At 60.3% G+C, this 23,773-nt stretch carries 20 protein-coding genes and 2 pseudogenes; 13 read left to right on the forward strand and 9 right to left on the reverse strand.

Annotated features, from left to right (window positions below; translation table 11 throughout):
• Positions 1-75: 75 nt before the first annotated feature.
• The 4 genes from CLU80_RS06550 to secA all read right to left on the reverse strand — a co-directional run bounded on the left by CLU80_RS06550 (position 76) and on the right by secA (position 5,885).
• Positions 76-1,023 carry a Nudix family hydrolase gene (locus tag CLU80_RS06550; RefSeq protein WP_099757015.1) on the reverse strand — a complete coding sequence of 316 codons (948 nt, stop codon included), beginning with the start codon at positions 1,021-1,023 and terminating at the stop codon, positions 76-78.
• The gene (locus CLU80_RS06555) at positions 1,020-1,652 is read right to left on the reverse strand and encodes a glutathione S-transferase family protein (RefSeq protein WP_099757016.1); all 633 of its coding nucleotides are present in this window, start codon (positions 1,650-1,652) and stop codon (positions 1,020-1,022) included. The genes CLU80_RS06550 and CLU80_RS06555 overlap by 4 nt, the downstream gene beginning before the upstream one ends.
• 157 nt (positions 1,653-1,809) lie before the next feature.
• On the reverse strand, positions 1,810-3,027 hold the full coding sequence (argJ, locus tag CLU80_RS06560; RefSeq protein WP_099757017.1) for a bifunctional glutamate N-acetyltransferase/amino-acid acetyltransferase ArgJ: 1,218 nt from the start codon (positions 3,025-3,027) through the stop codon (positions 1,810-1,812).
• 122 nt (positions 3,028-3,149) lie between these two features.
• A complete protein-coding gene (gene secA / locus CLU80_RS06565) occupies positions 3,150-5,885 on the reverse strand; it encodes a preprotein translocase subunit SecA (RefSeq protein WP_093430502.1) in 2,736 nt (911 codons plus the stop codon).
• A 308-nt stretch (positions 5,886-6,193) separates the two neighbouring features.
• Between secA and CLU80_RS06570 the strand changes: the two genes are divergently transcribed.
• Positions 6,194-6,649, forward strand: coding sequence for a DUF721 domain-containing protein (locus tag CLU80_RS06570; protein WP_038366691.1), 456 nt, complete (start codon positions 6,194-6,196; stop codon positions 6,647-6,649).
• Positions 6,650-6,657: 8 nt separating this feature from the next.
• Here the strand turns inward: CLU80_RS06570 and CLU80_RS06575 are convergent.
• A pseudogene (locus CLU80_RS06575) lies at positions 6,658-6,756 on the reverse strand (metal ABC transporter ATP-binding protein); the annotation flags it as partial.
• On the reverse strand, positions 6,753-8,231 hold the full coding sequence (locus CLU80_RS06580) for a helicase HerA-like domain-containing protein (RefSeq protein WP_099759346.1): 1,479 nt from the start codon (positions 8,229-8,231) through the stop codon (positions 6,753-6,755). The gene CLU80_RS06580 and the pseudogene CLU80_RS06575, both read right to left, overlap by 4 nt.
• A 189-nt stretch (positions 8,232-8,420) precedes the next feature.
• Here CLU80_RS06580 and CLU80_RS30610 point away from each other — a divergent pair.
• The 5 genes and pseudogenes from CLU80_RS30610 to gpgF all read left to right on the forward strand — a co-directional run.
• Positions 8,421-9,452: pseudogene (locus CLU80_RS30610) on the forward strand (HAMP domain-containing protein); the annotation flags it as partial.
• A gap of 93 nt (positions 9,453-9,545) precedes the next feature.
• The gene (locus CLU80_RS30615) at positions 9,546-10,310 is read left to right on the forward strand and encodes a methyl-accepting chemotaxis protein (protein ID WP_371043227.1); all 765 of its coding nucleotides are present in this window, start codon (positions 9,546-9,548) and stop codon (positions 10,308-10,310) included.
• A gap of 266 nt (positions 10,311-10,576) precedes the next feature.
• Entirely contained in the window at positions 10,577-11,689 is a 1,113-nt protein-coding gene (gene gpgS, locus CLU80_RS06590) for an N-acetylglucosaminyl phosphatidylglycerol synthase (RefSeq protein ID WP_099759347.1), read from the forward strand.
• A complete protein-coding gene (gpgD, locus tag CLU80_RS06595) occupies positions 11,682-12,458 on the forward strand; it encodes an N-acetylglucosaminyl phosphatidylglycerol deacetylase (RefSeq protein ID WP_099757018.1) in 777 nt (258 codons plus the stop codon). The genes gpgS and gpgD overlap by 8 nt, the downstream gene beginning before the upstream one ends.
• Entirely contained in the window at positions 12,455-13,450 is a 996-nt protein-coding gene (gene gpgF, locus CLU80_RS06600) for a glucosaminyl phosphatidylglycerol flippase (protein WP_099757019.1), read from the forward strand. Before gpgD ends, gpgF begins: the two co-directional genes overlap by 4 nt.
• A 48-nt stretch (positions 13,451-13,498) precedes the next feature.
• Here the strand turns inward: gpgF and CLU80_RS30140 are convergent, their stop codons facing one another.
• Complete coding sequence (locus CLU80_RS30140; RefSeq protein ID WP_175559560.1) at positions 13,499-13,675, reverse strand: hypothetical protein; 177 nt, start codon at positions 13,673-13,675, stop codon at positions 13,499-13,501.
• Between the two features lie 84 nt (positions 13,676-13,759).
• Positions 13,760-14,608 carry a formyltetrahydrofolate deformylase gene (gene purU / locus CLU80_RS06605; protein ID WP_007912774.1) on the reverse strand — a complete coding sequence of 283 codons (849 nt, stop codon included), beginning with the start codon at positions 14,606-14,608 and terminating at the stop codon, positions 13,760-13,762.
• 336 nt (positions 14,609-14,944) lie between these two features.
• Between purU and mvaT the strand changes: the two genes are divergently transcribed.
• The gene (mvaT, locus tag CLU80_RS06610) at positions 14,945-15,322 is read left to right on the forward strand and encodes a histone-like nucleoid-structuring protein MvaT (protein WP_007912775.1); all 378 of its coding nucleotides are present in this window, start codon (positions 14,945-14,947) and stop codon (positions 15,320-15,322) included.
• A gap of 96 nt (positions 15,323-15,418) precedes the next feature.
• Here the strand turns inward: mvaT and sbcB are convergent, their stop codons facing one another.
• The gene (gene sbcB, locus CLU80_RS06615) at positions 15,419-16,849 is read right to left on the reverse strand and encodes an exodeoxyribonuclease I (RefSeq protein ID WP_099757020.1); all 1,431 of its coding nucleotides are present in this window, start codon (positions 16,847-16,849) and stop codon (positions 15,419-15,421) included.
• Between the two features lie 181 nt (positions 16,850-17,030).
• Here sbcB and CLU80_RS06620 point away from each other — a divergent pair, with 181 nt between their 5' ends.
• Genes CLU80_RS06620 through CLU80_RS06645 form a run of 6 tightly spaced genes read left to right on the forward strand, consistent with a single transcriptional unit; the run spans position 17,031 to position 23,750 of the window.
• The gene (locus CLU80_RS06620) at positions 17,031-17,756 is read left to right on the forward strand and encodes an RDD family protein (protein WP_095048228.1); all 726 of its coding nucleotides are present in this window, start codon (positions 17,031-17,033) and stop codon (positions 17,754-17,756) included.
• Positions 17,753-18,730, forward strand: a complete 978-nt coding sequence (locus tag CLU80_RS06625; protein ID WP_095048389.1) for a stage II sporulation protein M — start codon at positions 17,753-17,755, stop codon at positions 18,728-18,730. The genes CLU80_RS06620 and CLU80_RS06625 overlap by 4 nt, the downstream gene beginning before the upstream one ends.
• On the forward strand, positions 18,717-20,264 hold the full coding sequence (locus tag CLU80_RS06630) for a DUF4129 domain-containing protein (protein ID WP_099757021.1): 1,548 nt from the start codon (positions 18,717-18,719) through the stop codon (positions 20,262-20,264). Before CLU80_RS06625 ends, CLU80_RS06630 begins: the two co-directional genes overlap by 14 nt.
• Positions 20,261-21,424 carry a DUF4350 domain-containing protein gene (locus CLU80_RS06635; RefSeq protein ID WP_095048230.1) on the forward strand — a complete coding sequence of 388 codons (1,164 nt, stop codon included), beginning with the start codon at positions 20,261-20,263 and terminating at the stop codon, positions 21,422-21,424. The genes CLU80_RS06630 and CLU80_RS06635 overlap by 4 nt, the downstream gene beginning before the upstream one ends.
• Entirely contained in the window at positions 21,421-22,422 is a 1,002-nt protein-coding gene (locus CLU80_RS06640; protein WP_095048231.1) for an AAA family ATPase, read from the forward strand. Before CLU80_RS06635 ends, CLU80_RS06640 begins: the two co-directional genes overlap by 4 nt.
• Positions 22,419-23,750: a DUF58 domain-containing protein gene (locus CLU80_RS06645; RefSeq protein ID WP_099757022.1), complete on the forward strand. Its 1,332-nt coding sequence runs from the start codon at positions 22,419-22,421 to the stop codon at positions 23,748-23,750. Before CLU80_RS06640 ends, CLU80_RS06645 begins: the two co-directional genes overlap by 4 nt.
• The last annotated feature ends 23 nt before the right edge of the window (positions 23,751-23,773 follow it).

A 23,773-nucleotide genomic window follows, 5' to 3' on the forward strand; every position in this document is an offset into this window, starting at 1 on the left:
CAGTTGATTGGGTTCATCCAGTTGGAATGCAGTCAAATGTGGGAGTGAGCTTGCTCGCGAAGAGGTCAGCAGCCTTTACAGAGAGTCAGGCCAGAACGCGCGAATCCCCGCCACGCCTTGTGCACCAACGCCCCAGGCTTTTTCGCGCTCGGCCGGGCCAACCCCGCCCAACAGAAACACCGGTTTGCTGAAGCTTTCAATCAACGCCCCAGCCTGCTCCCAGCCAAGCGGCTGCGCATCCGGGTGCGTCAGGGTCGGCTGCACCGGCGACAGCGTGACGAAATCCACGCCCATCTGCTCGGCCAGCGCCAGTTCTTCAGCGTTGTGGCACGACGCCGCCAACCAGCGCTCCGCCGGCAAGGGACGTCCCGCCGCTGCGTATTTGCGCAATTGTGCAGAAGTGATGTGCCATCCGGCAGACGGGAAATCGCCGAGCCACTCGAACGGACCTTTGATCATCAACTGCGCCTTGCCGGCACATAGCCCGGCCGCGTCTACCGCCAAATCACGGTACTTGGGGTCATAGCCGTTCGGCGCGCGCAACTGGATCAGTTTGATCCCACCGGCAATCGCCTTCTGGATACCGCGCAGCAGAGCCGGGGTCTCCAGGTCCTCCGGCGTAATCAGGTACTCCGCAGGCAAACGCGCGGCGGCAACGATCGGCTGGTTGGCGGCCGGGAATTCGTAGCTCGCCAGTTCCTTCGCCGTGACCCAGGCCAACGGCTGCCCTTCGGCACCGTGCGGTTCGCCGGTGAAGGCCGAGACTTCCCAGACATCCAGCAATACCTGTTTGTCGGGGTAATCGTGACGCACTTTGATCAGCGGGCGGGCTGAGCTAACTACTATGCCCAACTCTTCGTGCAGCTCACGGGCCAGTGCGCTTTCGACCGACTCGTCGGCCTCGACCTTGCCGCCGGGAAACTCCCACAGACCACCCTGATGCTGGGTGTCGGCGCGGCGGGCGATGAGGATTTTGCCACTGTTGTCACGAATGACCGCAGCGGCGACGTGTACACGTTTCACGGATTCAACTCCTCCAGTCCAGCCTTCTGCCATGCCTTGAAGGCGGGCCATTGGTAGACGGTTTCAACATAGGCTTCGTCGGCGGCCGGCAGCGTCACCTGATAGGTGCGCAAACGCACCGCAATCGGTGCGAAGAAGGCATCGGCCAGACTCACCCGACCAAACAGGTACGGCCCGCTCTCGGTCGCGGCGGCGCGGCATTCGGCCCACAGTGCGAGCATGCGTTCGATGTCGACCTTCACTTCTGGCGGCACCGGGTTCAGCGGCGCGTCATGGTTGAGATTGAACGGCATATGATTGCGCATGGCGAAAAAGCCGCTGTGCATTTGGGCGCAGGCGGATCGCGCCTGGGCACGGGCGAATATATCTGTCGGCCAGAGTTGCTCGGACGGAAACTGCTCGGCGAGGTACTCGGCGATGGCTAATGAGTCAGCGATAGTGCCGCGCGAGGTTTGCAGCAGCGGGACCTTGGCAGTCGGCGAGTGCTTGAGCAGCAGCGCGCGGGTGTCGGGCTTGCCGAGTTTGATCAGTTCTTCGCTGTAGGGTGCGCCGGTCAGCTCAACGGCCAGGGCGGCGCGTAGGGACCAGGAGGAAAGCAGTTTGTCGCCGATGATCAGGTGCAGGGACATGATGGGTGCCTTTCATCAGGAGGGACAGGCCGGAATCTTCGGTACCTGACAGGTCGCCATCGCGAGCAGGCTCACTCCTACAGGGGATTTGTGAATGACACAGATCTCTGTGGGAGCCAGCCTGCTGGCGATGCAGGCGACTCGGTCTCAGGTTAGATCAAGTGCGGTATTCAGCGTTGATCTTCACGTATTCATGCGACAGGTCAGTGGTCCAGATGGTTTCGCTGCAATTGCCGCGACCCAGCTCGATACGGATGGTGATTTCTTCCTGCTGCATCACCGCCGAGCCTTGCGCTTCAGTGTAGGTCGCCGCACGGGCACCACGGCTGGCAATGCACACGTCGCCGAGGAACACGTCGATCTTGCTTACATCCAGATCCGGCACGCCGGCGCGGCCGACGGCGGCGAGGATACGGCCCCAGTTCGGGTCGGAGGCAAACAGCGCGGTCTTGATCAGCGGCGAGTGCGCCACGGTGTAGCCAACGTCCAGGCACTCCTGATGGTTGCCGCCGCCATTCACTTCCACGGTGACAAACTTGGTCGCGCCTTCGCCGTCACGCACGATGGCCTGGGCCACGTCCATGCACACTTCGAACACCGCTAGCTTGAGTTTGGCAAACAGCTCGCCTTCGGCACGGGTGATTTCCGGCAGTGCAGCCTTGCCGGTGGCAATCAGCATGCAGCAGTCGTTGGTCGAGGTGTCGCCGTCGATGGTGATGCGGTTGAACGACTTGTTCGCACCATCGAGCATCAAGCTGTGCAGGACGTCGCGGGAGACTTTGGCGTCAGTGGCGATGTAACCGAGCATGGTCGCCATGTTCGGACGGATCATACCCGCGCCTTTGCTGATGCCGGTCACGGTGATGGTCACGCCGTCATGCTCGAACTGGCGGCTGGCGCCCTTCGGCAGGGTGTCGGTGGTCATGATCCCGGTGGCAGCGGCTTCCCAGTTGTTTTCCGACAGATCATCCAGTGCGGCTTGCAGCGCGCCTTCGATCTTCTCGACCGGCAGCGGCTCGCCGATCACACCGGTGGAGTACGGCAGAATCTGGCTGGCATCAACGCCAGTCAGCTCGGCCAGTTTGGCGGTGGTACGTTCAGCGGCGGCCAGGCCCGGCTCACCGGTGCCAGCGTTGGCGTTGCCAGTGTTGGTCAGCAGATAACGCACGTCATTCTGTACGCGCTTCTTCGCCAGGATCACTGGCGCGGCACAAAAGGCGTTCAAGGTGAACACGCCCGCCACGGTCGAGCCTTCGGCGCAACGCATCACAACGACATCTTTGCGCCCGGGGCGCTTGATGCCGGCCGAGGCGATACCGAGTTCAAAACCGGCAACCGGGTGCAACGTTGGCAAAGGACCAAGACCAACAGCCATGAATGCGCTCCTTACTCAATGATGTCAGCACCGTCACTCGCAGCGACGGTGGTTTAAATGGCAAAACGCCGCGACGGCAGGAGCCGGTCGCGGCGCGGGTATTTCAGCAGTTGAAACGGGGTTTACTGGATCTGCCCGTGGCAATGCTTGAATTTCTTGCCCGAACCGCAGTAGCACAGCTCGTTGCGGCCCAGCTTCTGCTCGTTGCGAACCGGCGCGGTGGCGAGGGCCACATCGACCTCTTCACCCAGTACTTCCGGTTGCTCCAGACCAGGGGCCTCGGCGTGTTCGAACTGCATGCGGGCGGCCAGTGCTTCGGCTTCCTGACGCAGACGTTGCTCTTCGGCTTCCGGATCTTCGCGGCGCACCTGAACGTGCGACAGCACACGGATCGAGTCGCGCTTGATCGAGTCGAGCAGTTCGGAGAACAGCGTGAACGACTCGCGCTTGTATTCCTGCTTCGGGTTCTTCTGCGCGTAACCACGCAGGTGGATACCGTGACGCAGGTGATCCATGGTCGACAGGTGGTCTTTCCACAGGTCGTCCAGCACGCGCAGTACGATTTGCTTCTCGAACGAGCGCAGTGCGTCGGCACCGGCCTGGTCTTCTTTCTCGTTGTACGCCGCCATCAGCTCGGTCATGAGCTTCTCGCGCAGGGTTTCTTCGTACAGGTGATCGTCTTCGTCGAGCCACTGCTGGATCGGCAGTGTCACGCCGAAGTCGCTGGCAATCGAGGCTTCCAGACCGGCCACGTCCCACTGCTCTGGCAGCGATTGCGGCGGAATGTGCGCGCTGACGGTGGCGTTGAGCACGTCCTGACGGAAATCGGCGATGGTTTCACCGATGTTGTCGGCGGCCAGCAACGTGTTACGCATGTGATAGATCACTTTACGCTGTTCGTTGTTGACGTCATCGAACTCGAGCAGTTGCTTACGGATATCGAAGTTGCGGCCTTCAACCTTGCGCTGCGCCTTCTCGATCGCGTTGGTCACCATGCGGTGTTCGATCGCTTCGCCCGGCTGCATGCCCAGGGCTTTCATGAAGTTCTTCACTCGATCAGAAGCGAAGATACGCATCAGGCTGTCTTCCAGCGACAGGTAGAAGCGGCTGGAACCGGCGTCACCCTGACGGCCGGCACGGCCACGCAGCTGGTTGTCGATACGACGGGATTCGTGACGCTCGGAGGCAATCACCTGCAAACCGCCGGATTCCAGCACTTGCTGGTGGCGCTTCTGCCAGTCGGCCTTGATCTGGGCAATCTGCTCAGGGGTCGGGTCTTCCAGCGACGCGACTTCCACTTCCCAGTTACCGCCCAACAGGATGTCGGTACCACGACCGGCCATGTTGGTGGCGATAGTCAGGGCGCCCGGACGACCGGCCTGCGCGATGATCTCGGCTTCTTTTTCGTGGAACTTGGCGTTCAGAACCTTGTGTTCGATGCCTTCCTTCACGAGCAATGCGGACATGTGCTCGGAGGTTTCGATGGTGGCAGTACCCACCAGCACCGGACGGCCGGCCGCCATGCTTTCCTTGATGTCCGCAACAATGGCCGCGTACTTCTCTTCGGCGGTCAGGAACACCAGGTCGTTGAAGTCTTTACGCGCCAACGGTTTGTTCGGCGGAATGACCATGACTTCCAGACCATAGATCTGGTGGAATTCAAACGCTTCGGTGTCGGCGGTACCGGTCATGCCGGACAGCTTGGTGTACAGACGGAAGTAGTTCTGGAAGGTGGTCGAGGCCAGGGTCTGGCTCTCGGCCTGAATGTTCAGGCCTTCCTTGGCTTCGATGGCCTGGTGCAGGCCTTCGGACAAACGACGACCCGGCATGGTACGACCGGTGTGTTCGTCGACCAGTACGACCTGACCATCCTGCACGATGTATTCAATGTTGCGATTGAACAGCTTGTGCGCACGCAGACCGGCATACACGTGGGTCAGCAGGCCCAAATTGTGTGCCGAGTACAGGCTCTCGCCTTCAGCCAGCAGGCCGACGCGGGTGAGCATGTCTTCGATGAACTGGTGACCGGCTTCGTTGAGTTCAACCTGACGGGTCTTCTCGTCAACGGTGTAGTGGCCAGCCTTGGTGACTTCGCCTTCGACTTCTTCAACGTGCAGTTCCAGCTGCGGGATCAGTTTATTGATCTCCATGTACAGCTTGGAGCTGTCCTCGGCCTGACCGGAAATGATCAGCGGGGTACGCGCTTCGTCGATGAGGATGGAGTCGACTTCGTCGATCACGGCAAAGTTGAGTTCGCGCTGGAATTTTTCTTCCATGCTGAACGCCATGTTGTCGCGCAGGTAGTCGAAACCGAATTCGTTGTTGGTGCCGTAGGTGATGTCGGCGGCGTAGGCCAGACGCTTCTCTTCCGGCGGCTGGAACGGCGTCACGACGCCGACGGTCAGGCCGAGGAATTCATACAGCGGGCGCATCCAGTTGGCGTCACGACGCGCCAGGTAGTCGTTCACCGTCACAACGTGCACGCCCTTGCCGGACAATGCGTTGAGGTAAACACCCAGGGTCGCTACGAGGGTTTTACCCTCACCGGTGCGCATTTCGGCGATCTTGCCTTCGTGCAAGGTCATGCCACCGACGAGCTGTACGTCGAAGTGGCGCATACCCATGATGCGCTTGCCGGCTTCGCGGGCGACCGCAAAGGCTTCTGGCAACAGCTTGTCGAGGGTTTCCCCTTTGGCGATGCGGGCCTTGAACTCAGCGGTCTTGGCGCGCAATTGATCGTCCGAAAGGGCCACCATTTGCTCTTCGAAGGCATTGACGAGCTGCACCGTCTTGAGCATGCGTTTGACTTCACGCTCGTTCTTGCTTCCAAAAAGTTTCTTTAACAAAGGCGCAAACATATCGGCAGGATCTTCCACACTAAAGGGATGGAGGGCGGCCCCGTGAGCGTCGCCCGTGCAGCCCTCATGGCCGCATGCGAACGAGCATTCTACCCGGAAACGGAAGTGAGGAAAGTGGCGATGTTCCACGATGCTGGCACTGCGCTTTGACGGGGCTCACTTAAAATAGGGGCGTTTTGCTCAACTTCAAGTCATACAAGGCAGAAGTTAGTCGTTGATTTAATGGGCAAAGCGAGGGCAAAAGCAATGGGCGAGTGATTTCGGCCTTTCTGCTACCATGGCGTTTCTGTTACTTCAGGTGTTCGATCATGGCATTTCGCCCTCTTACGGCCAGAGCACCCGCCGTTCTCCTGCGCGAAGCCAAGCCGCTCAAAGCCATCCTCGGCCATGCCCAACGACTGGGGCATTTGCAGCGTCTGCTCGAAAGCCAACTGCAACCCGCCGCCCGTGAACATTGCCATGTAGCGTCGTGGCGTGAGGGCAGTCTGTTGCTGATTGTCACCGATGGCCATTGGGCCACACGTCTGCGCTATCAGCAAAAACGCTTGCAGAGGCAACTGCAGATGTTTGATGAGTTCGCCAGTTTGACGCGGATTCTGTTCAAGGTGCAGCCGCCGACCGTTCAACGCGGAGCGGCCGGACACACGATGGATTTGTCGACGGATGCAGCGGCGACGATTCAGGCCACGGCGGACGGGATCACTGATCCGGGTTTGCGCGCGGCACTGGAACGACTGGCGGCGCACGCCAAAGCCAAGACCTGACAAATTCCCTGTGGGAGCGAGCTTGCTCGCGAATGCGGACTGTCATTCAACCTATGTGTTGCCTGACACGGCGCCTTCGCGAGCAAGCTCGCTCCCACAGGTTTCAACGGCGTTTGCTGCCACCGAGTAAAGAGCCCATCAAGCCGCGTACCAGTTGTTTGCCGAGGTTATTGGCAGCCTGACGCATGGCTGACTTCAAGGCCTGCCCTGCTGCCGTACCCAGGAACTCTCCAGCCCTGTCCGCCAGACTCGGCTCTTGTGAAGCCGCTGGCGCTTCAGCCTCCGGCGCCAGCCCTTTACGCCCCATCAGAATTTCATACGCCGACTCACGATCGATCGGCTTGTCATAGCGGCCCTTGAACGGCGAGCCCGCAATCAACAGCGTGCGTTCGGTTTCGGTCAACGGCCCGATCCGCGACTGCGGCGGTGCGACCAGTACGCGCTGCACCATTTCCGGCGTGCCTTTCTCGGTCAGCGTGCCGACCAGCGCCTCACCAATCCCCAACTCGGTCAGCACCGAAAGGCTGTCAAACGCCGGATTCGGTCGGAAGCCGTCCGCCACCGCGCGCAGGGATTTCTGCTCTTTGGCGGTAAAGGCGCGCAAACCGTGTTGAATGCGTAAGCCAAGTTGCGCCAGCACGTCATCGGGCAAGTCCGCCGGCGATTGCGTAACGAAGTACACGCCAACGCCTTTGGAACGGATCAGCCGTACCACTTGCTCAAGTCGCTCCTGCAAGGCCTTGGGCGTATCGCCGAACAACAAATGCGCCTCATCAAAAAACAGCGCCAGCAGCGGTTTGTCGGCATCGCCGCGCTCGGGCAATTGCTCGAACAGTTCAGCCAGCAGCCACAACAGGAATGTCGCGTAGACCTTCGGCGCCTCGTGCACCAGACGACTGGCATCGAGCAAATGAATGCGCCCGCGACCATCGGCGGTCGGTTGCAGAATGTCTTCAAGTTGCAGTGCCGGTTCGCCGAACAAGGCTTCGGCGCCCTGCTGCTCCAGCGTCGCCAAGCGACGCAACAGCGCCTGACTGGAACCGGTGGTCATCAGCGCCGCGTCTTCGCCCAACAGCTGCGGGTTTTCCTTGAGGTGATTGAGCAGCGCTTTCAGATCCTTCAAGTCCAGCAGCAACAGGCCTTCGCGATCGGCGACCTTGAAGGCGGCATATAGCGCCGACTGCTGACTGTCGGTCAGTTCCAGCAAGCTGCCGATCAGCAACGGGCCCATTTCGCTCAACGTGGTGCGCAACGGATGACCGGACTCGCCGTGGATGTCCCACAAGGTCACCGGATAGGCCTGCGGCTTGTGGTTGAGCCACGGCATCCCGGCAATGCGCTCGGCCACCTTGCCCTGCGGATTGCCCGCCGCACCGAGGCCACACAGATCACCCTTTATGTCAGCGGCAAATACCGCGACCCCGGCGTCGCTGAACGCCTCGGCCAAACGCTGCAAGGTGACGGTTTTACCGGTACCGGTGGCGCCGGCGACCAGTCCGTGGCGGTTGGCCAGGCGCATGGCCTGAGCGATCTGTTGGCCTGCGAGGTCGGCGCCGATTACGAGTTGCGAGGAGTCAGGCATTTTGTCACCCAATGGTTAATCTTTGATTCTGCATGGCCGATAAAGAAGAGTGAGAGACCCGACCACAAGTCAGGCCGGACATTTCCCTAAGGAGAGACGGAAATATCAGCTTGTTTTCACCCTTGCCCATTTTGCGCGCTTCTATAAAAGCACGCCCTGGACATTAAGACCTTAGCGGAACCCCAAGCCATGAACAAAAATCTGCGCTTCAGCCATAAAATTTTGCTTGCCGCCGCCCTCATCGTCATCGCCGCCTTCGCCTCGTTTACCTTGTACAACGACTGGTTGCAGCGCAACGCGATCCGCGATGACCTGAACAACTATCTCAACGAGATGGGCGAGGTCACTGCCGGCAATATCCAGACCTGGCTCAGCGGCCGCATTCTACTGATCGAGAACGCCGCCCAAAACATCGCCATCAACCCCGAGCCCGCCAACGTCGCCAGTCTGCTGGAACAGAAGAGCCTGACCTCGACGTTCATGGCGACCTACCTGGGCGATGCCACCGGGCACTTCACCATCCGTCCGGACACCAAGATGCCCGACGGTTTCGATCCGCGCGTGCGCCCTTGGTATAAAGGTGCCGAGGGCAGCAGCACCTCAACTCTGACCGAACCGTACATCGACGCCGCTACCGGCCAGTTGATCATTTCCATCGCCACTGCCTCGAAAAAGGCCGGCCAGAGTGTGGGTGTGGTTGGCGGCGACCTGAGCCTGCAATCGCTGGTCGACACCCTCGCCGCCCGGGATTTCGACGGCATGGGCTATGTGTTTCTGGTCAGCGCCGACGGCAAGATCCTCGTGCACCCGGACAAGGCGTTGGTGATGAAATCACTGAAAGAAGCCTATCCGCAGGACACGCCGCGCATCAGCAGCGACTTCAGTGAAGTTACCGTCGACGGCAAAACCCGCATCGTCACCTTCGCGCCGATCAAAGGCCTGCCGTCGGTGAACTGGTACATCGGCCTGTCGGTGGATAAAGACCAGGCATTCGCCATGCTCAGCCAGTTCCGCACCTCGGCGGTGATTGCCACCGTGATCGCGGTGGCGATCATCATCGCCCTGCTTGGCATGCTGATCCGTATTCTGATCCAGCCGCTGCACGTGATGACCCGCGCCATGGAAGACATCGCCGATGGCGAAGGCGACCTGACCAAACGCCTGACCATCGTCAATAACGATGAATTTGGCGTGCTCGGTACCGCATTCAACCGTTTCGTCGAGCGTATTCACGGCTCGATCCGCGAAGTGTCGTCGGCCACCGGCCAGGTTAACGAAGTCGCCCTGCGCGTGGTCGCGGCATCGAACTCATCGATGTACAACTCTGACCAACAAGCCTCACGCACCAGCAGTGTCGCCGCGGCGATCAACCAACTCGGCGCCGCGGCGCAGGAAATCGCCCGCAACGCCGCCCAGGCTTCGAATCAGGCCAGCGACGCACGCGGTCTGGCTGAAGACGGCCAGCAAGTGGTGGATCGCAGCATCAAGGCGATGAATCAACTGTCGAGCATGCTCAGCGCGTCGAGCAGCAACATCGAGTCGCTGAATAGCAAAACCGTGAACATCGGCCAGATTCTCGAAGTGATCACCAGCATTTCCCAACAGACCAACCTGTTGGCGCTCAACGCGGCCATTGAAGCGGCACGTGCCGGTGAAGCCGGCCGGGGTTTTGCCGTGGTGGCGGATGAAGTGCGCAATCTGGCGCACCGCACCCAGGAATCGGCGCAACAGGTGCAGACCATGATCGAGGAGCTGCAAGTCGGCGCCCGTGAGTCGGTGAGCACCATGAGCGACAGTCAGCGTCACAGCCAGGACAGCGTCGAGATTGCCAACCTTGCCGGGGAGCGCTTGAACAGCGTGACCCAGCGCATTGGCGAGATCGACGGGATGAACCAGTCGGTGGCCACCGCGACCGAAGAGCAGACGGCAGTGGTGGAGTCGATCAACGTCGACATCACCGAGATCAACACGCTGAACCAGGAAGGCGTGGAGAACTTGCAGGCGACGTTGCGCGCGTGTTCGGACCTGGAGCAGCAGGCTTCGCGTCTGAAACAACTGGTTGGCAGTTTCCGCATCTGAGATCAAAAGCCTACCCCCTCACCCCAGCCCTCTCCCCCAGAGGGGCGAGGGGGAAAGGGAGCCGATCGGGGGATTTTCCAGACCTGAGTTCGACTCAGGTCTCTCAAGTCGGTGTAACTCCAACATCCACCTCGGTCAGTCCCCTCTCCCTCCGGGAGAGGGTTAGGGTAAGGGCGCTCTTCAGCTCCACCGCGCAATCCCGACCGAACATCTATTCTTGATAAAGGTCAACCAAGGGAGAACTACGCAACGGAGGGTTGATCACCGTGCATATCGCCGACATCACCATGTTCTACGCCCCGGCCAGCGGCGGCGTGCGTACTTATCTGGATGCCAAACACCGCCGGCTCGGAGTCAAATCCGGCACCCGCCACAGCCTGCTGATTCCCGGTGCCCATTTCGGCGAACACGACGGCGTTTACACGGTTCCCGCCCCCGCCCTGCCCTTCGGCAAAGGCTATCGATTCCCCCTTCGCCTCGCGCCATGGCGAAACGTCCTGCAGGATTTACAGCCCGATCTGATCGAAGTCGGCGACCCTTATCTGACCGCCTGGGCCGCCCTTGATGCGCGACGACAGCTGGATGTGCCGGTAATCGGTTTCTATCACTCGGATCTGCCCTTGCTGATCGGCAATCGCATGGGCCATTGGGTCACACCGAATATCGAGGCGTATGTCACCAGGCTTTACGGCAACTTCGATCGGGTTTTGGCACCCAGTCAGATCATGGCCGACAAGCTCAGCGGCCTCGGTGTACGCAATGTGTTCGTGCAACCGCTGGGCGTCGACCTGCAAACCTTTCACCCCAAAGCCCGCGACTCGCAACTGCGTGCAGAACTGGGCATCGCCGAAGACACCCGGCTGCTGATTTTTGCCGGGCGCGGCTCGAAAGAGAAAAACCTGCCGGTATTGCTCAAATGCATGCAACGCCTCGGCCCGCGCTATCACCTGCTGCTGGTCGGTTCGTCGATGCCCACCGCCGTGCCGGACAATGTCAGCGTGATCGATGAATTCTGCCCCGCGCCACGCGTCGCGCAGTTGATGGCCAGTGCCGATGCCTTGCTGCATGCCGGCGACCAGGAAACCTTCGGCCTGGTGATCCTCGAAGCCATGGCCTGCGGCATTCCCGTGGTGGCCGTGGCCGCCGGGGCTTTCGAAGAGATCGTCACTGATTCCTGCGGCCTCCTGTGCGTACCGAACAACCCGCAAGCGATGGCCAATGCCGTGCGCGAACTGTTCAGTCGCGGCTGTAGCAAACTTGGCACACAGGCGCGCCAGCATGTCGAAACCCACTATGCGTGGGATACGGTGGTCGACAGTTTGTTGGGCCACTATCACGCCGTACTCGGACATACGCTGCCCAAGGTGGCCAATGGTTGAATCGATGAACAACCGCGCCGTCTTGCTGGTGCTGCACGACGTCGCTCCGTCGACGTGGGCGGATTACCAGCCGTTTGTCGAGGCCGTCGACACCTTGGGCAACGTACCGATGACGTGGTTGGTCGTTCCGAATTTCCACCGGCACAACGCCCTCGACGATCACCCGGCATTTTGCCGACGGCTCGATGAGCGCGTCGCCCGTGGCGATGAGTTGGCGTTGCACGGTTATTTCCACGATGACCAGGCGCCCGGCCCGACGACGCCGCACGACTGGTTCATGCGCCGCGTTTACACCCATGAAGGCGAGTTTTACCGTTTGTCCCGGGAAACCGCCCTCGCCCGCCTGCGCACCGGCATCGAAGTATTCCAGCGCCACGACTGGCCGCTGCACGGTTTCGTTGCCCCGGCGTGGTTGATGAGCGACGGCACCCGCCAGGCCCTGCGCGAGTTGCCCCTGTGCTACACCAGCGATCCGCAGCATCTGTATCGACTGCCGGATTTCACCGCGATCGATGCGCCGGGTCTGGTCTGGAGCGCTCGCAGCGCCTGGCGAAGGGGCCTGTCGAAGATTGTCAGCGAGCAGCGTCAACAGCGTTGGCGTCGGGCGTCGGTGATTCGTCTAGGCTTGCATCCCGTGGACATGCGCCACGGCTTTTCCCGTGACTACTGGCTGCACACCCTCGAACGACTGCTGAGCGAAGGACGCGTACCGATGACCAAAATCCACTGGCTCGCCCAACAGCGCGGTCAACTGGGAAGCGCCGCATGAGTCGCGGCATTCTCTTGCTGATCGGCCTGCTCGCGGCGGTGCTGATTCCGGTTGTGCTGGGTGGCGGCGACACCTGGGCGCGGCTGCAGAGTTTCCCGCTGCACTGGCTGTTGATCATGTTCGGCATGATCCTGCTTTGCTGGGGCATCAATACCTTGCGTCTGCGCCTGCTACTCGGTGATCAGCGCGAGCGCGTCACGCCGCTGCAAAGCCTTGGTGTAGTGATGGCCGCCGAATTCGCCTACTGCGCGACTCCCGGTGGCAGCGGCGGGCCGTTGACGATCATGGCCCTGTTGGCCCGCTCCGGCGTGCGGCCGGCGCGGGGCAGCGCGGTGTTTGCCATGGATCAGCTCAGCGATTTGCTGTTCTTTCTCTGCGCCCTCAGCGGCATTTTGATTTATGCGCTGTTCCAGCACCTCAGCGATCGCCTCGAGTGGTTGCTGACCGTCAGTGCGATTTCGCTGTTCGGCGGTTTATTCAGTTGTGTGCTGGTCGCGCGCTATCACCGCACCCTGATTCGCCTGAGCGGTCGCCTGCTGGCAAGGATGAACGTCAAGGCCATTACCCGCCGTCGCTGGGCGCGCAAGTTGCTGCATTTTCTCGCGGCGTTTACCGATACATTGAAGTTGCCCTGGCAAACATTGATCAAAGTATTCGCCCTGACGTGTGTGCATTGGTTGCTGCGCTACAGCGTGCTGTATCTGGCGCTACGCGGCCTGGGCGCGGACTTGCAGTGGGCGTGGAGTTTTCTGGTGCAGATGCTTTCGCTGGGCGCCGGGCAATTCAGCCTGCTGCCGGGCGGCGCGGGGGCGGCGGAGTTGACGTCGGCAGCGTTGCTGGCGCCGATGGTGGGGAAATCCACTGCAGCGGCGGCGATTCTGATTTGGCGGGTGGTGACGTATTACTTTTATCTGCTGGTCGGGGGGCCGGTGTTTTTGTTGATGCTGGGCCGGCCGCTGTTGAGGAAACTGATGAAGGTGGGGCAGGCTTGATCGTCCGGTCGCGCCCCGTGCCTTTGGCTGCGCCTAAATGATCGCGCCTCAGGCATCGTCTTTGTTGTCGTCGGACTTCTCTTGCAATTGTTCCCACAACTCCGCAGCGCCGGGAAACTCGGTGCCATCCTCCGGGCTCATGTCCTCGGGATCATATCGACTCAAACACCCTTCGCCCAACGTCGCCGGCGCTTTGGAAGTGGCTTTGTCCAGTGGATCGGTCATGGCTTTTCCTCACAGCTGAAATGAAAAAGGGTCTGGGCGATTGAACGCCCAGACCCTTGGTTTTTCAAGCCTGTGGGGTTGAGATCAGAACACCACAGTCTTGTTGCCGTGCACCAGCACGCGGTCTTCGAGGTGATAACGCAGGCCACGAGCCAGCACCATTTTCTCGACATCACGACCGAAACGCACCATGTCTTCGATACTGTCACTGTGGCTGACACGCACCACGTCCTGCTCGATGATCGGGCCGGCGTCCAGCTCTTCGGTCACGTAGTGACAGGTCGCGCCGATCAGCTTCACGCCACGCAGCGACGCTTGGTGATACGGCTTGGCACCAACGAACGACGGCAGGAAGCTGTGGTGAATGTTGATGACCTTGTGTGCGTATTCACGGCACATGTCTGGCGGCAGGATCTGCATGTAACGCGCCAGCACTACCACTTCGGCATCGTGCTGTTTGACCAGACGCGACACTTCGTCGAAGGCCGGTTGCTTGTCCTGCGGATTGACCGGGACGTGGTAATAAGGAATGCCGTGCCATTCGACCATGCTGCGCAGGTCATCGTGATTGGAAATCACGCAGGAGATTTCGCAGTCCAGTTCATCGCTGTGCCAGCGGTGCAGCAAGTCCGCGAGACAGTGCGATTCGCGGCTGGCCATCAGCACAACGCGTTTTTTCTGCTCGGTGTCGGTGATGCGCCAGTCCATCGAGAACTCTTCGGCGATCGGCGCAAACTTCTCGCGCAGCACTTCAATACCGAAAGGCAGCGAATCGGCACGAATTTCGTGACGCATGAAGAACCAGCCCACCTGGTTGTCCGAGTGGTGGCTCGCTTCGGTGATCCAGCCGTTGTGGGCTGCCAGAAAATTACTGACTTTGGCAACAATGCCAACGCGGTCCGGGCAAGATATCACCAGCCGAAAAGTGCGCATGAGGGGGAAACTCCAGAACTTCGCAAAGGCCGCCATTCTAGCGGCTGCGCAGGAAAACTGCAGTATTGATCAGCAACGGGAGGCGCCAGGCTCAGTGCTACGGATTCTTGATGAGTAACCGACAGACTGGTGTTGATCCTGCGGGATCGCTTGATCAGACAACTGTGAATATCTGTGATGACTCGATCACACTATTTAACTGAATATTCAATAGAGAGCAGTTTCTCGTAACTAATTTAAATAAAAACCCCGGTTAAATGTTTACTTGATGAAACAGCCTGACTATTATTGCGGCACTGTCCCCCTGCCATCCCGCACTCTACTAAGGTAGTAATCATGTCCTTGATCAACGAATATCGCGCCACCGAAGAAGCCATCAAAGAGCTGCAAGCCCGTTTGAAGAACCTGTCCCAAGACGACAAACTGCAAGCCGAGCTGGAATTCGAAGGCAAACTGCGCACCCTGATGGGCGAATACTCCAAATCCCTGCGTGACATCATCGCGCTGCTGGATCCGGAAGCTAAAACCAAAGCAGTACGCGGCGGCGCAGTAAAAACTACCGGCACCAAGCGTGCTCGCAAAGTTAAACAATACAAAAACCCGCACAACGGCGAAGTCATCGAAACCAAAGGTGGCAACCACAAAACTCTGAAAGAGTGGAAAGCCAAGTGGGGCGGTGACGTGGTTGAAGGCTGGGCTACCCTGCTGGGCTAAGCCGCAACGTCTTCGCAGAGCGATCCGCGAAAAACAAACGCCAGCGAATGCTGGCGTTTTTTTATGCCCGGGATTTAAGCCCGGTCATGTTCGATTTCAAAGATTCAAACGTTTGCGCAATGCCTGGACATAATTCTGCCATTCATTGAGCACCTCACTCTGCATCGGCGTGGCATTAATCGACCATTGCTCGGCCGCCTCGCTAAAAGATTTCAAGGTATTCGGTGCGCCGCACTCAGGCGTGGACAAACGCTGCTGACAAAATATTCTCCAGCGTTCTTGCTCTTCGAAATTCAACGTCTCGGGAAAGTTGCGTGCGCGATATCGAAAGAGTAATTCAGGCAAACGTTCGTCATCGAAAGGCCATTGCTCTTGCGCTAGTTGTGCCGGGTCAGCGCTCCTCACTTGCTCACATAGACGTCGGTCACGGTCACCGATAAATCCGTCGTACAACTGTTGTTCCGGATCCTCGCTCGGAATGAAATCTTCGCTGACATAAATCTCTGCAACTTTATCTTTCCAAACTTGCTGTGCGTCAGTTAGCCGCAGTGCTCGCTGTTGATAAAGCGCCATGTCCAGCCCCAGACGTTGCTGATCCTGCGCGCGCAAAACCGCAAGCGGCGCCACCACCGGACAACGGTTGATGTGAATCAGCTTGAGCGGCACCGGCAATTCGCCTTCCAGCAAATCATCACGACGCGTGTACAAACGCTGGCGCAGGGTCTGCGCGTCCAGATCGAGCAACCCCTGCGGGTCGAGGTGCAGATCGCAGACGATCAAGGCGTTACGGTTTTTTGGATGCCAGGCTAATGGCAGCACCACACCGACATAACTGCGCGCGGCCGAGAAACGCCCGGAAATATGCACCAGTGGCTGCAGCAGACGAATCTGATCCATGACCTTTTGCTTGCTACGCAACTGGAACAGCCAGTCATAGAGTTTTGGCTGTTTCTCGCGGATCAACCGTGCCAGTGCAATGGTCGCGCGCACATCCGACAACGCTTCGTGGGCATGCCCGTGATCGATATTGTTCGCGGCGGTCAGGCGTTCTAGCTTGAGCGTCACCCGACCTTCGTCATCGGTCGGCCAGACCAGGCCGTCAGGACGCAGCGCATAAGCAGCGCGCACCACATCGATCAGATCCCAGCGACTGTTACCGCCCTGCCACTCCCGGGCGTACGGGTCGAAAAAGTTGCGATACAGGCTGTAACGGGTCATCTCGTCGTCGAAACGCAGGGTGTTGTAACCCGCGCCACAGGTGCCGGGGGCCGCCAGTTGGGCATGCACCCGCGTCATGAAATCAGCCTCGCTCAAGCCTTTTTCGGCCAACTGGCTCGGGGTGATGCAGGTAATCGCGCAGGCCGCCGGATGCGGCAGGATGTCTTCGCTGGGCTGGCAATAGAGGTTGACCGGCTCGTCGATCTCGTTGAGCGCATGGTCGGTGCGAATTCCGGCCACTTGCAGTGGGCGGTCGTTTCGCGGATTGATGCCAGTGGTTTCGTAGTCGTACCAGAAGATTGAAGTCACGGGCGGTTCCTGAACAGAAGATCGGCAAAGTCTAGGCGCTCGACCGCGCTCGCGGCCAGCCTCGTGTCATTCAAACACTTCGTACTTCACGATGTGCAATACATAGTTATGTCGTTTTCCCCCGAGAGGCTGCTAGCATCGACCTCACTTGCACCCCGAACAGGCGAACACCAGGTAGCCCATGCTCGAGACCACAGCACCGCCAAGGAAAGCACCGCTGGCCCCGCCGCTGGATACGCGGCATCAGGTCGAAACGCCGGAAGGCATCGACCTGCCGTTGCGTCCCGCCGGGTTAATGGTGCGTGCCGTAGCCTTTGCGATCGATCTGGCCCTGCGCGGCGTGATCATGGGGGTGCTGTTCATCGCCCTGGCGTTTCTCGGCAAGCTCGGCATGGGCCTCGGCTCGCTACTGCTGTTTGCGATCAGCTGGTGGTACATGGTGCTGTTCGAAGTGCTGCGTCAGGGCCGCTCGCCGGGTAAACAATGGATGGGCCTGCGCGTGGTGCACGATGACGGCACCCCGGTTGGCTGGTCGGCCTCACTGCTGCGCAACCTGCTGCGTTTTGTCGATCTGCTGCCCTTCGGCTACTTCCTCGGCACCCTCAGTTGCCTGCAACACCCGACCTTCAAACGCCTTGGCGACATCGCCGCCGGCACATTGGTGGTCTACAGCGAACGCCCGCTCAGTCGTCCGCAACTGCCTGATGCCGAACCTCGACGCTCACCAGTGCCCCTGACACTCGCCGAACAACGCGCCGTGCTGGGCTTTGCCGAACGCCAAGAAGAACTGTCGCCAGCACGGGTCAATGAACTGGCGGCCCTGCTCGCCCAGCCATTGCACATTTCTGCGCCCAAGGCTGTGGCTGAACTCAATGGCATCGCTCGCGGTTTGTTGGGCCCGACATGAAGCAAAGTCTTTTCGAAACGCGGCACAAGGCCGAATGGGAGCGTTTTGCGCTAGCCCTTGAACGCCTTGAGCGCGGCAAGGAGACCTCGCAAGTCGCCGGTTTCCCCAAAGCCTACCGCCGGCTTTGCCAGCATCTGGCGTTGGCGCAGGAACGCGGCTACAGCAGTTTCCTCATTGATTCGCTGCAACAACAAGTACTACGCGGCCATCAACAGCTGTACCGTCACCGCAGTCGACTCGGCGCCAATCTGCTGAGTTTCATCCTCGCCGACTTCCCCCGCCTGGTTCGTGCCGAATGGCCCTTTGTGCTGGTCGCCAGCCTGCTGTTCTTCGGCAGTCTGATCGGCGTCGGCGTGTTGGTGTATTTCTTTCCCGAACTGGTCTACAACCTGCTCCCCGCCGATCAGGTGCGCGAGATGCAAGGCATGTACGACCCGGTCGCCGGACACCTCGGGCGCCCCGCCGAACGTGCGGCCAGCGAGGACTGGGTGATGTTCGGTTACTACGTGATGCACAACATCGGCATTGCCTTTCAGACTTTCGCCAGTGGCTTGTTGCTAGGCGTCGGCAGTGCGTTCTTTCTCTTTTACAACGGCATGGTCATCGGTGCGGTGGCCGGGCACCTCAGCGAGATCGGTTTCGGCCAGACCTTCTGGTCATTCGTCATCGCCCATGGCGCCTTCGAACTCAGTGCCATCGCCCTCGCCGGGGCCGCCGGCCTGGAACTCGGCTGGGCGTTGATCGCGCCCGGGCGGCTGACCCGCAGCGAAGCGCTGAAACGCGCCGCACGCAAAAGCGTGTTGCTGGTCTGCGGCGTGATGTTGTTCCTGTTGATTGCCGCGTTTATCGAAGCTTATTGGTCGTCGAAAACCAGCGTCACACCACTGACCAAGTATCTGGTCGGCGCCGCGCTTTGGGCTCTGGTCGCGGTCTATCTGTTGTTCGCCGGAAGGACCCGCCATGCGCCTGAGTGACGCCACCGTGGTGATCCGCCCGCGCACGACCTGGGAAGCCATGGACCTGGGCGTGCTGATGAGCCAGCAACATCGGCGTCTGCTGATGACCAGTTGGGCGATTGTCACCCTGCCGCTATTCGCGTTGCTCAGTCTGTTGCTGTGGGATTCGCCGTCACTGGCGGTGTTTATCTTCTGGTGGCTGAAACCGGCTTATGAACGCCTGCCGCTGTACATCCTGTCGAAAGCGCTGTTTGGCGAAACGCCGACACTCAAGCAAGCCCTGCGCGAATGGCCGCGCCTGCTCAAACCGCAATTGCTGGCCAGCCTGACCTGGCGCCGTCTGAGTTTCAGCCGCAGCTTTCTGCTGCCGGTGGTGCAACTCGAAGGCCTCGATGGCAGCGCCCGGCAACAACGTCTACACGTGCTGCTGCAACGCAACGCCGGCGCCGCGCAGTGGTTGACCATCATCGGCGTGCACCTGGAAACCGCGTTGTGGATCGGCCTGATGGTGCTGTTCTACATGCTGCTGCCGCAGCAAATCGAAACGGACTGGAGCTGGCAGTCGCTGATACTCGCGGCGGATCAAGACTGGCGCTGGCTCGAACACCTGACCAATGCCTTCTACGCACTGGTGCTGGTGGTGTGGGAGCCGATCTATGTCGCCTGCGGCTTCAGTCTTTATCTGAACCGGCGCACACAACTGGAAGCCTGGGATATCGAACTGGTGTTTCGCCGCTTGCGACAGCGCCTGAACAACGGTGTATTGGGAGTGCTGCTGGCGGTCTTTCTGGTGCTGCCGAATGTGCCTTCGGCGTGGGCGGCAGAGCCGGATGACAGTCCGCAGGCACCGCGCTTGTTGAATCAACCACTCACCAGCCAGACCTCACGGGACAGCATCAAGGCATTGCTTGAACAGCCGCCGTTCAAGAACAAAGAAGTCGTCACCCGCTATCGCTTTGGCGACGACCCGGCGAAACCTGCCGAAGCGCAGAAGCCGGGTGAAGCGTCACAGTGGCTGAAAACCCTGCTGGACTGGCTCGATGGGCAACACTTGAATGGACTGGCGAAGATTATTGAAATGCTGTTGTGGGGCACGGTGATTGCTGCGTTCGGCTGGCTGATCTGGCGTTATCGCGACTATCTCCAAGCGTTCGTCAGCCGCCGCCCGAGACTGCCTGCCAAACCGAAACGCGCGCTGCCGCAACAAGCCTTCGGTCTGGACTTGAACCGCGACACCTTGCCTGACGACATTGCAGGCAGCGCCGAACACCTCTGGCAAAGCCAACCTCGTGCAGCGCTGGGCCTGCTGTATCGAGGGCTGCTCAGCCATCTGCTCGACGACTTCGACATGACCCTGAAACCCGCCGATACCGAACTTCAGGTACTCGCGCACGTTGAACAATTGCAACGCCCGGAACTGCTCGCCTTCAGCCGCAGCCTAACCACCCATTGGCAGAACATGGCCTATGGGCATCGCGTCCCGGCAGCCTCCCTGAAGCAGGAGCTGTGCGATGGCTGGCGCGCCTTGTTTGGTCCCGGAGCCGCCCGTTGAATCGCCGGACACTGTGGTGGGTGGCTGCGTTGATAGCCCTGTTAATCGGCACGCTGAGCGTGTTCCTCTACCTCAACGCCACGCCTTATCAGGAAGAAGTCGATCACGGCCCCTCGCCCGCCGCGCAAGCCAATCCATACCTGGCCGCCGAGCTGTTTTTACGTGAACGCGGGCTCAACGTCAGCCATGCCGAAAGCCTCGCGGCACTCCCCGATATCGACCCGCGCCGCCACACGTTGCTGTTGTTCAACGACCGCTCACACATGACCCCGCGTCAGGTTGACCAAGTGTTGAACTGGACCCGGGCCGGTGGGCGACTGGTGTTCGTCGCCGAGTCGCTGTGGGATGAGCAGAGCAAACAAAGCAACGATCTGTTGCTCGATCGCGTGCAACTGCATCAATCCCTGAGCAAGGATCTGAAAGACTTACCCGCAGACGCTGAACCAGAGCGCTTCCCGCAACTGACCAGACTCTATCTGGAAGACGAAGACGCACCGGCCTACGCTGGCTTCGACACCGACTTCCACCTCGACGACCCGAAGAATCTGGCGCAAGCGTGGGCCAACAGCGCCAAGGCCACGCATATGATGCAGCTGCCCTACAGCCTGGGGACGATCACCGTGGTCACCGACGCCGAGTTGTGGAAGAACAAGACCATCAGCCAATACGACAACGCCTGGCTGCTCTGGTATTTGAGCGCCGACACCGACGTCACGTTGATCTACAACACCGAGCACGATGGCCTGCTGACCTTGCTCTGGCGCTACTTCCCGCAAGCCATTGTCGCTTTGCTCGCGTTGATCGGCCTTTGGCTCTGGCACGTCGGCGTGCGTCACGGCCCACTGCAACTACCCGCCCCGAGTGGACGCCGACAATTGCAGGAACACCTGCGCGCCAGCGCCGATTTCCTGTTGCGCCACAACGGCCAGCAGGCGTTGCTGCAAGCACTGCAACAGGACGTTCTGCGCCGTGCCCGTCGCCGTCACCCCGGCTTTGACCAATTAAACGTTGCCGAACAATGGCTGGCTTTGTCGCGTCTGACCCGACAACCCACCCGCGCCATCAGCCAGGCCCTGAGCCCGGTGCCGGATCGGCGCATGTCCAGCGCCGATTTCTGCCGCCAGGTCGCCCACCTGCAAACTTTGAGGAACACGCTATGACTGAACAGATCGAGCCCGGCAGCGCCAGCCACGCCGCCCAGCAACGCCAGCGTGCCAGCCAGTTGGCGCAAGCAGTACGTGGCGAATTGCAAAAAGCGTTGATCGGCCAGAACCAGGTGATCGATGACGTGCTGACGGCGCTTATCGCCGGCGGTCATGTGCTGCTCGAAGGTGTGCCGGGATTGGGCAAAACCCTGCTGGTGCGGGCGTTGGCCCGTTGTTTCGGCGGCGAGTTTGCGCGGATTCAATTCACCCCGGATCTGATGCCCAGCGACGTCACCGGCCATGCCGTGTACGACCTGCAAACCGAGCAGTTCAAGCTGCGCAAAGGCCCGTTGTTCACCAATCTGCTGCTGGCCGACGAGATCAACCGCGCCCCGGCAAAAACCCAGGCTGCCTTGCTCGAGGCGATGCAAGAGCGTCAGGTCACACTCGAAGGTCGTGCCCTGCCCATCGCGCAACCGTTCATGGTTCTCGCAACGCAAAACCCGATCGAACAGGAAGGCACTTATCCCCTGCCGGAAGCCGAACTCGACCGGTTCATGCTCAAGGTGCGCATGGACTACCCCGACGCCGATCAGGAGCTGAACATGGTGCGCCAGGTCTGCCGCTCGACCCGCGCCGACATGCTCGATGTGCAACCGCTGCGCACCGTGTTGCAGGCCAAGGATGTGCAAGCCCTGCAACGGATTGCCAGTGATTTGCCACTGGACGATCAGGTTCTCGATTACGCCGTGCGCCTGGCGCGCGCCACGCGCACCTGGCCGGGGCTGACCCTCGGCGCCGGGCCGCGCGCCTCGATTGCTCTGGTGCGTTGCGCCCGTGCCCGCGCCTTGTTGCGTGGCGGCGAGTTCGTGATTCCAGACGACATCAAGGGCTGCGCGCTGGCCGTGCTGCGCCATCGCGTACGCATTGCGCCGGAGCTGGACATCGAAGGCCTGCAGGTCGATCAGGTGCTCGCACAATTACTCGACCAAGTTCCGGCGCCGCGCCTGTGAAACCCTCGCGCCTGCTTTTGAGCTGGCTGGCCTTGCTGCTGGTCATCGGCATTGTGCTGGGCACGTTGCGCGCACTGGAGATCGATATCCCGGCGAGCCTGATATCGATCAACTGGGGATTGCTGCTCGCGCTGCTGGCTCTGGCGGCGCTGGATGCGTTGCGTCTGCACCGTTTGCCAACACCGCGCATCACCCGGCAGATGCCCGGCAGTCTGGCGCTCGGCCGATGGAGTGAGGTGCGTCTGGAAGTCGAACACGACTTCAGCGAGCCGATGCACATTCAACTCTTCGACCACCCGCCAGAAGGCCTGAGCTTCGAAAACCTGCCACTGTCGATTGAATTGCAACCTGGCCAGCGCAGCCTGCTCGGCTACCGTCTGCGCCCACTGAAACGCGGACATTTCAGCTTCGCCCAGTGCGAAATCAACCTGCCCAGCCCCTTGGGATTATGGTCAGGCAAACGCTTGCTCAGGGTCAGCGACCAGACCCGCGTCTACCCCGACTTCGCCCGGCTCTACGGCGGTGAGTTGCTGGCGGTGGACAATTGGCTCAGCCAGCTCGGCGTGCGCCAACGGCAACGGCGCGGTCAGGGCCTGGAATTTCACCAACTGCGCGAATTCCGTGAAGGCGACAGCCTGCGCCAGATCGACTGGAAAGCCACCGCACGCCAACGCTCACCGATTGCCCGTGAATATCAGGACGAGCGCGATCAGCAGATTATCCTCATGCTCGACTGTGGCCGACGCATGCGCAGCCAGGACGATGAACTGTCGCACTTCGACCACGCGCTCAATGCCTGCCTGTTGCTCAGTTATGTAGCCTTGCGTCAGGGCGATGCGGTGGGTTTGAGTACCTTCGCTAGCGAACACCCACGCCATCTCGCGCCGGTCAAAGGCAGCGCACAACTGAATGTACTGCTGAACACGGTTTATGACCTCGACAGCACGCAGCGCCCTGCCGACTATCAGGCCGCCGCCAATCAACTGCTGACGCGACAGAAGCGCCGGGCCTTGGTGGTGCTGGTAACCAACCTGCGCGATGAGGACGATGAGGAACTGCTGAGCGCGGTCAAACGCCTGAGCGCACAACATCGGGTACTGGTCGCCAGCCTGCGCGAAGAGACGCTGGATACGTTACGCCAGACCACGGTGCAAACGCTGCCCGAAGCGCTGGCTTACTGCGGCACGGTGAGTTACCTGAATGAGCGGGCAGAACTCCATGAGCGGTTGAGTGCTCATGGCGTTCCGGTGGTGGATGTCCGGCCCGCCGAGTTGGGGGCCGAACTGGTGACGCAGTATCTGAGTTGGAAAAGGAGCGGAACCGCATGATCCCCTACTGATATCTGTACGAG

This window comes from Pseudomonas sp. 29 (genome assembly GCF_002754355.1).
GTDB lineage: Bacteria > Pseudomonadota > Gammaproteobacteria > Pseudomonadales > Pseudomonadaceae > Aquipseudomonas > Aquipseudomonas neuropathica.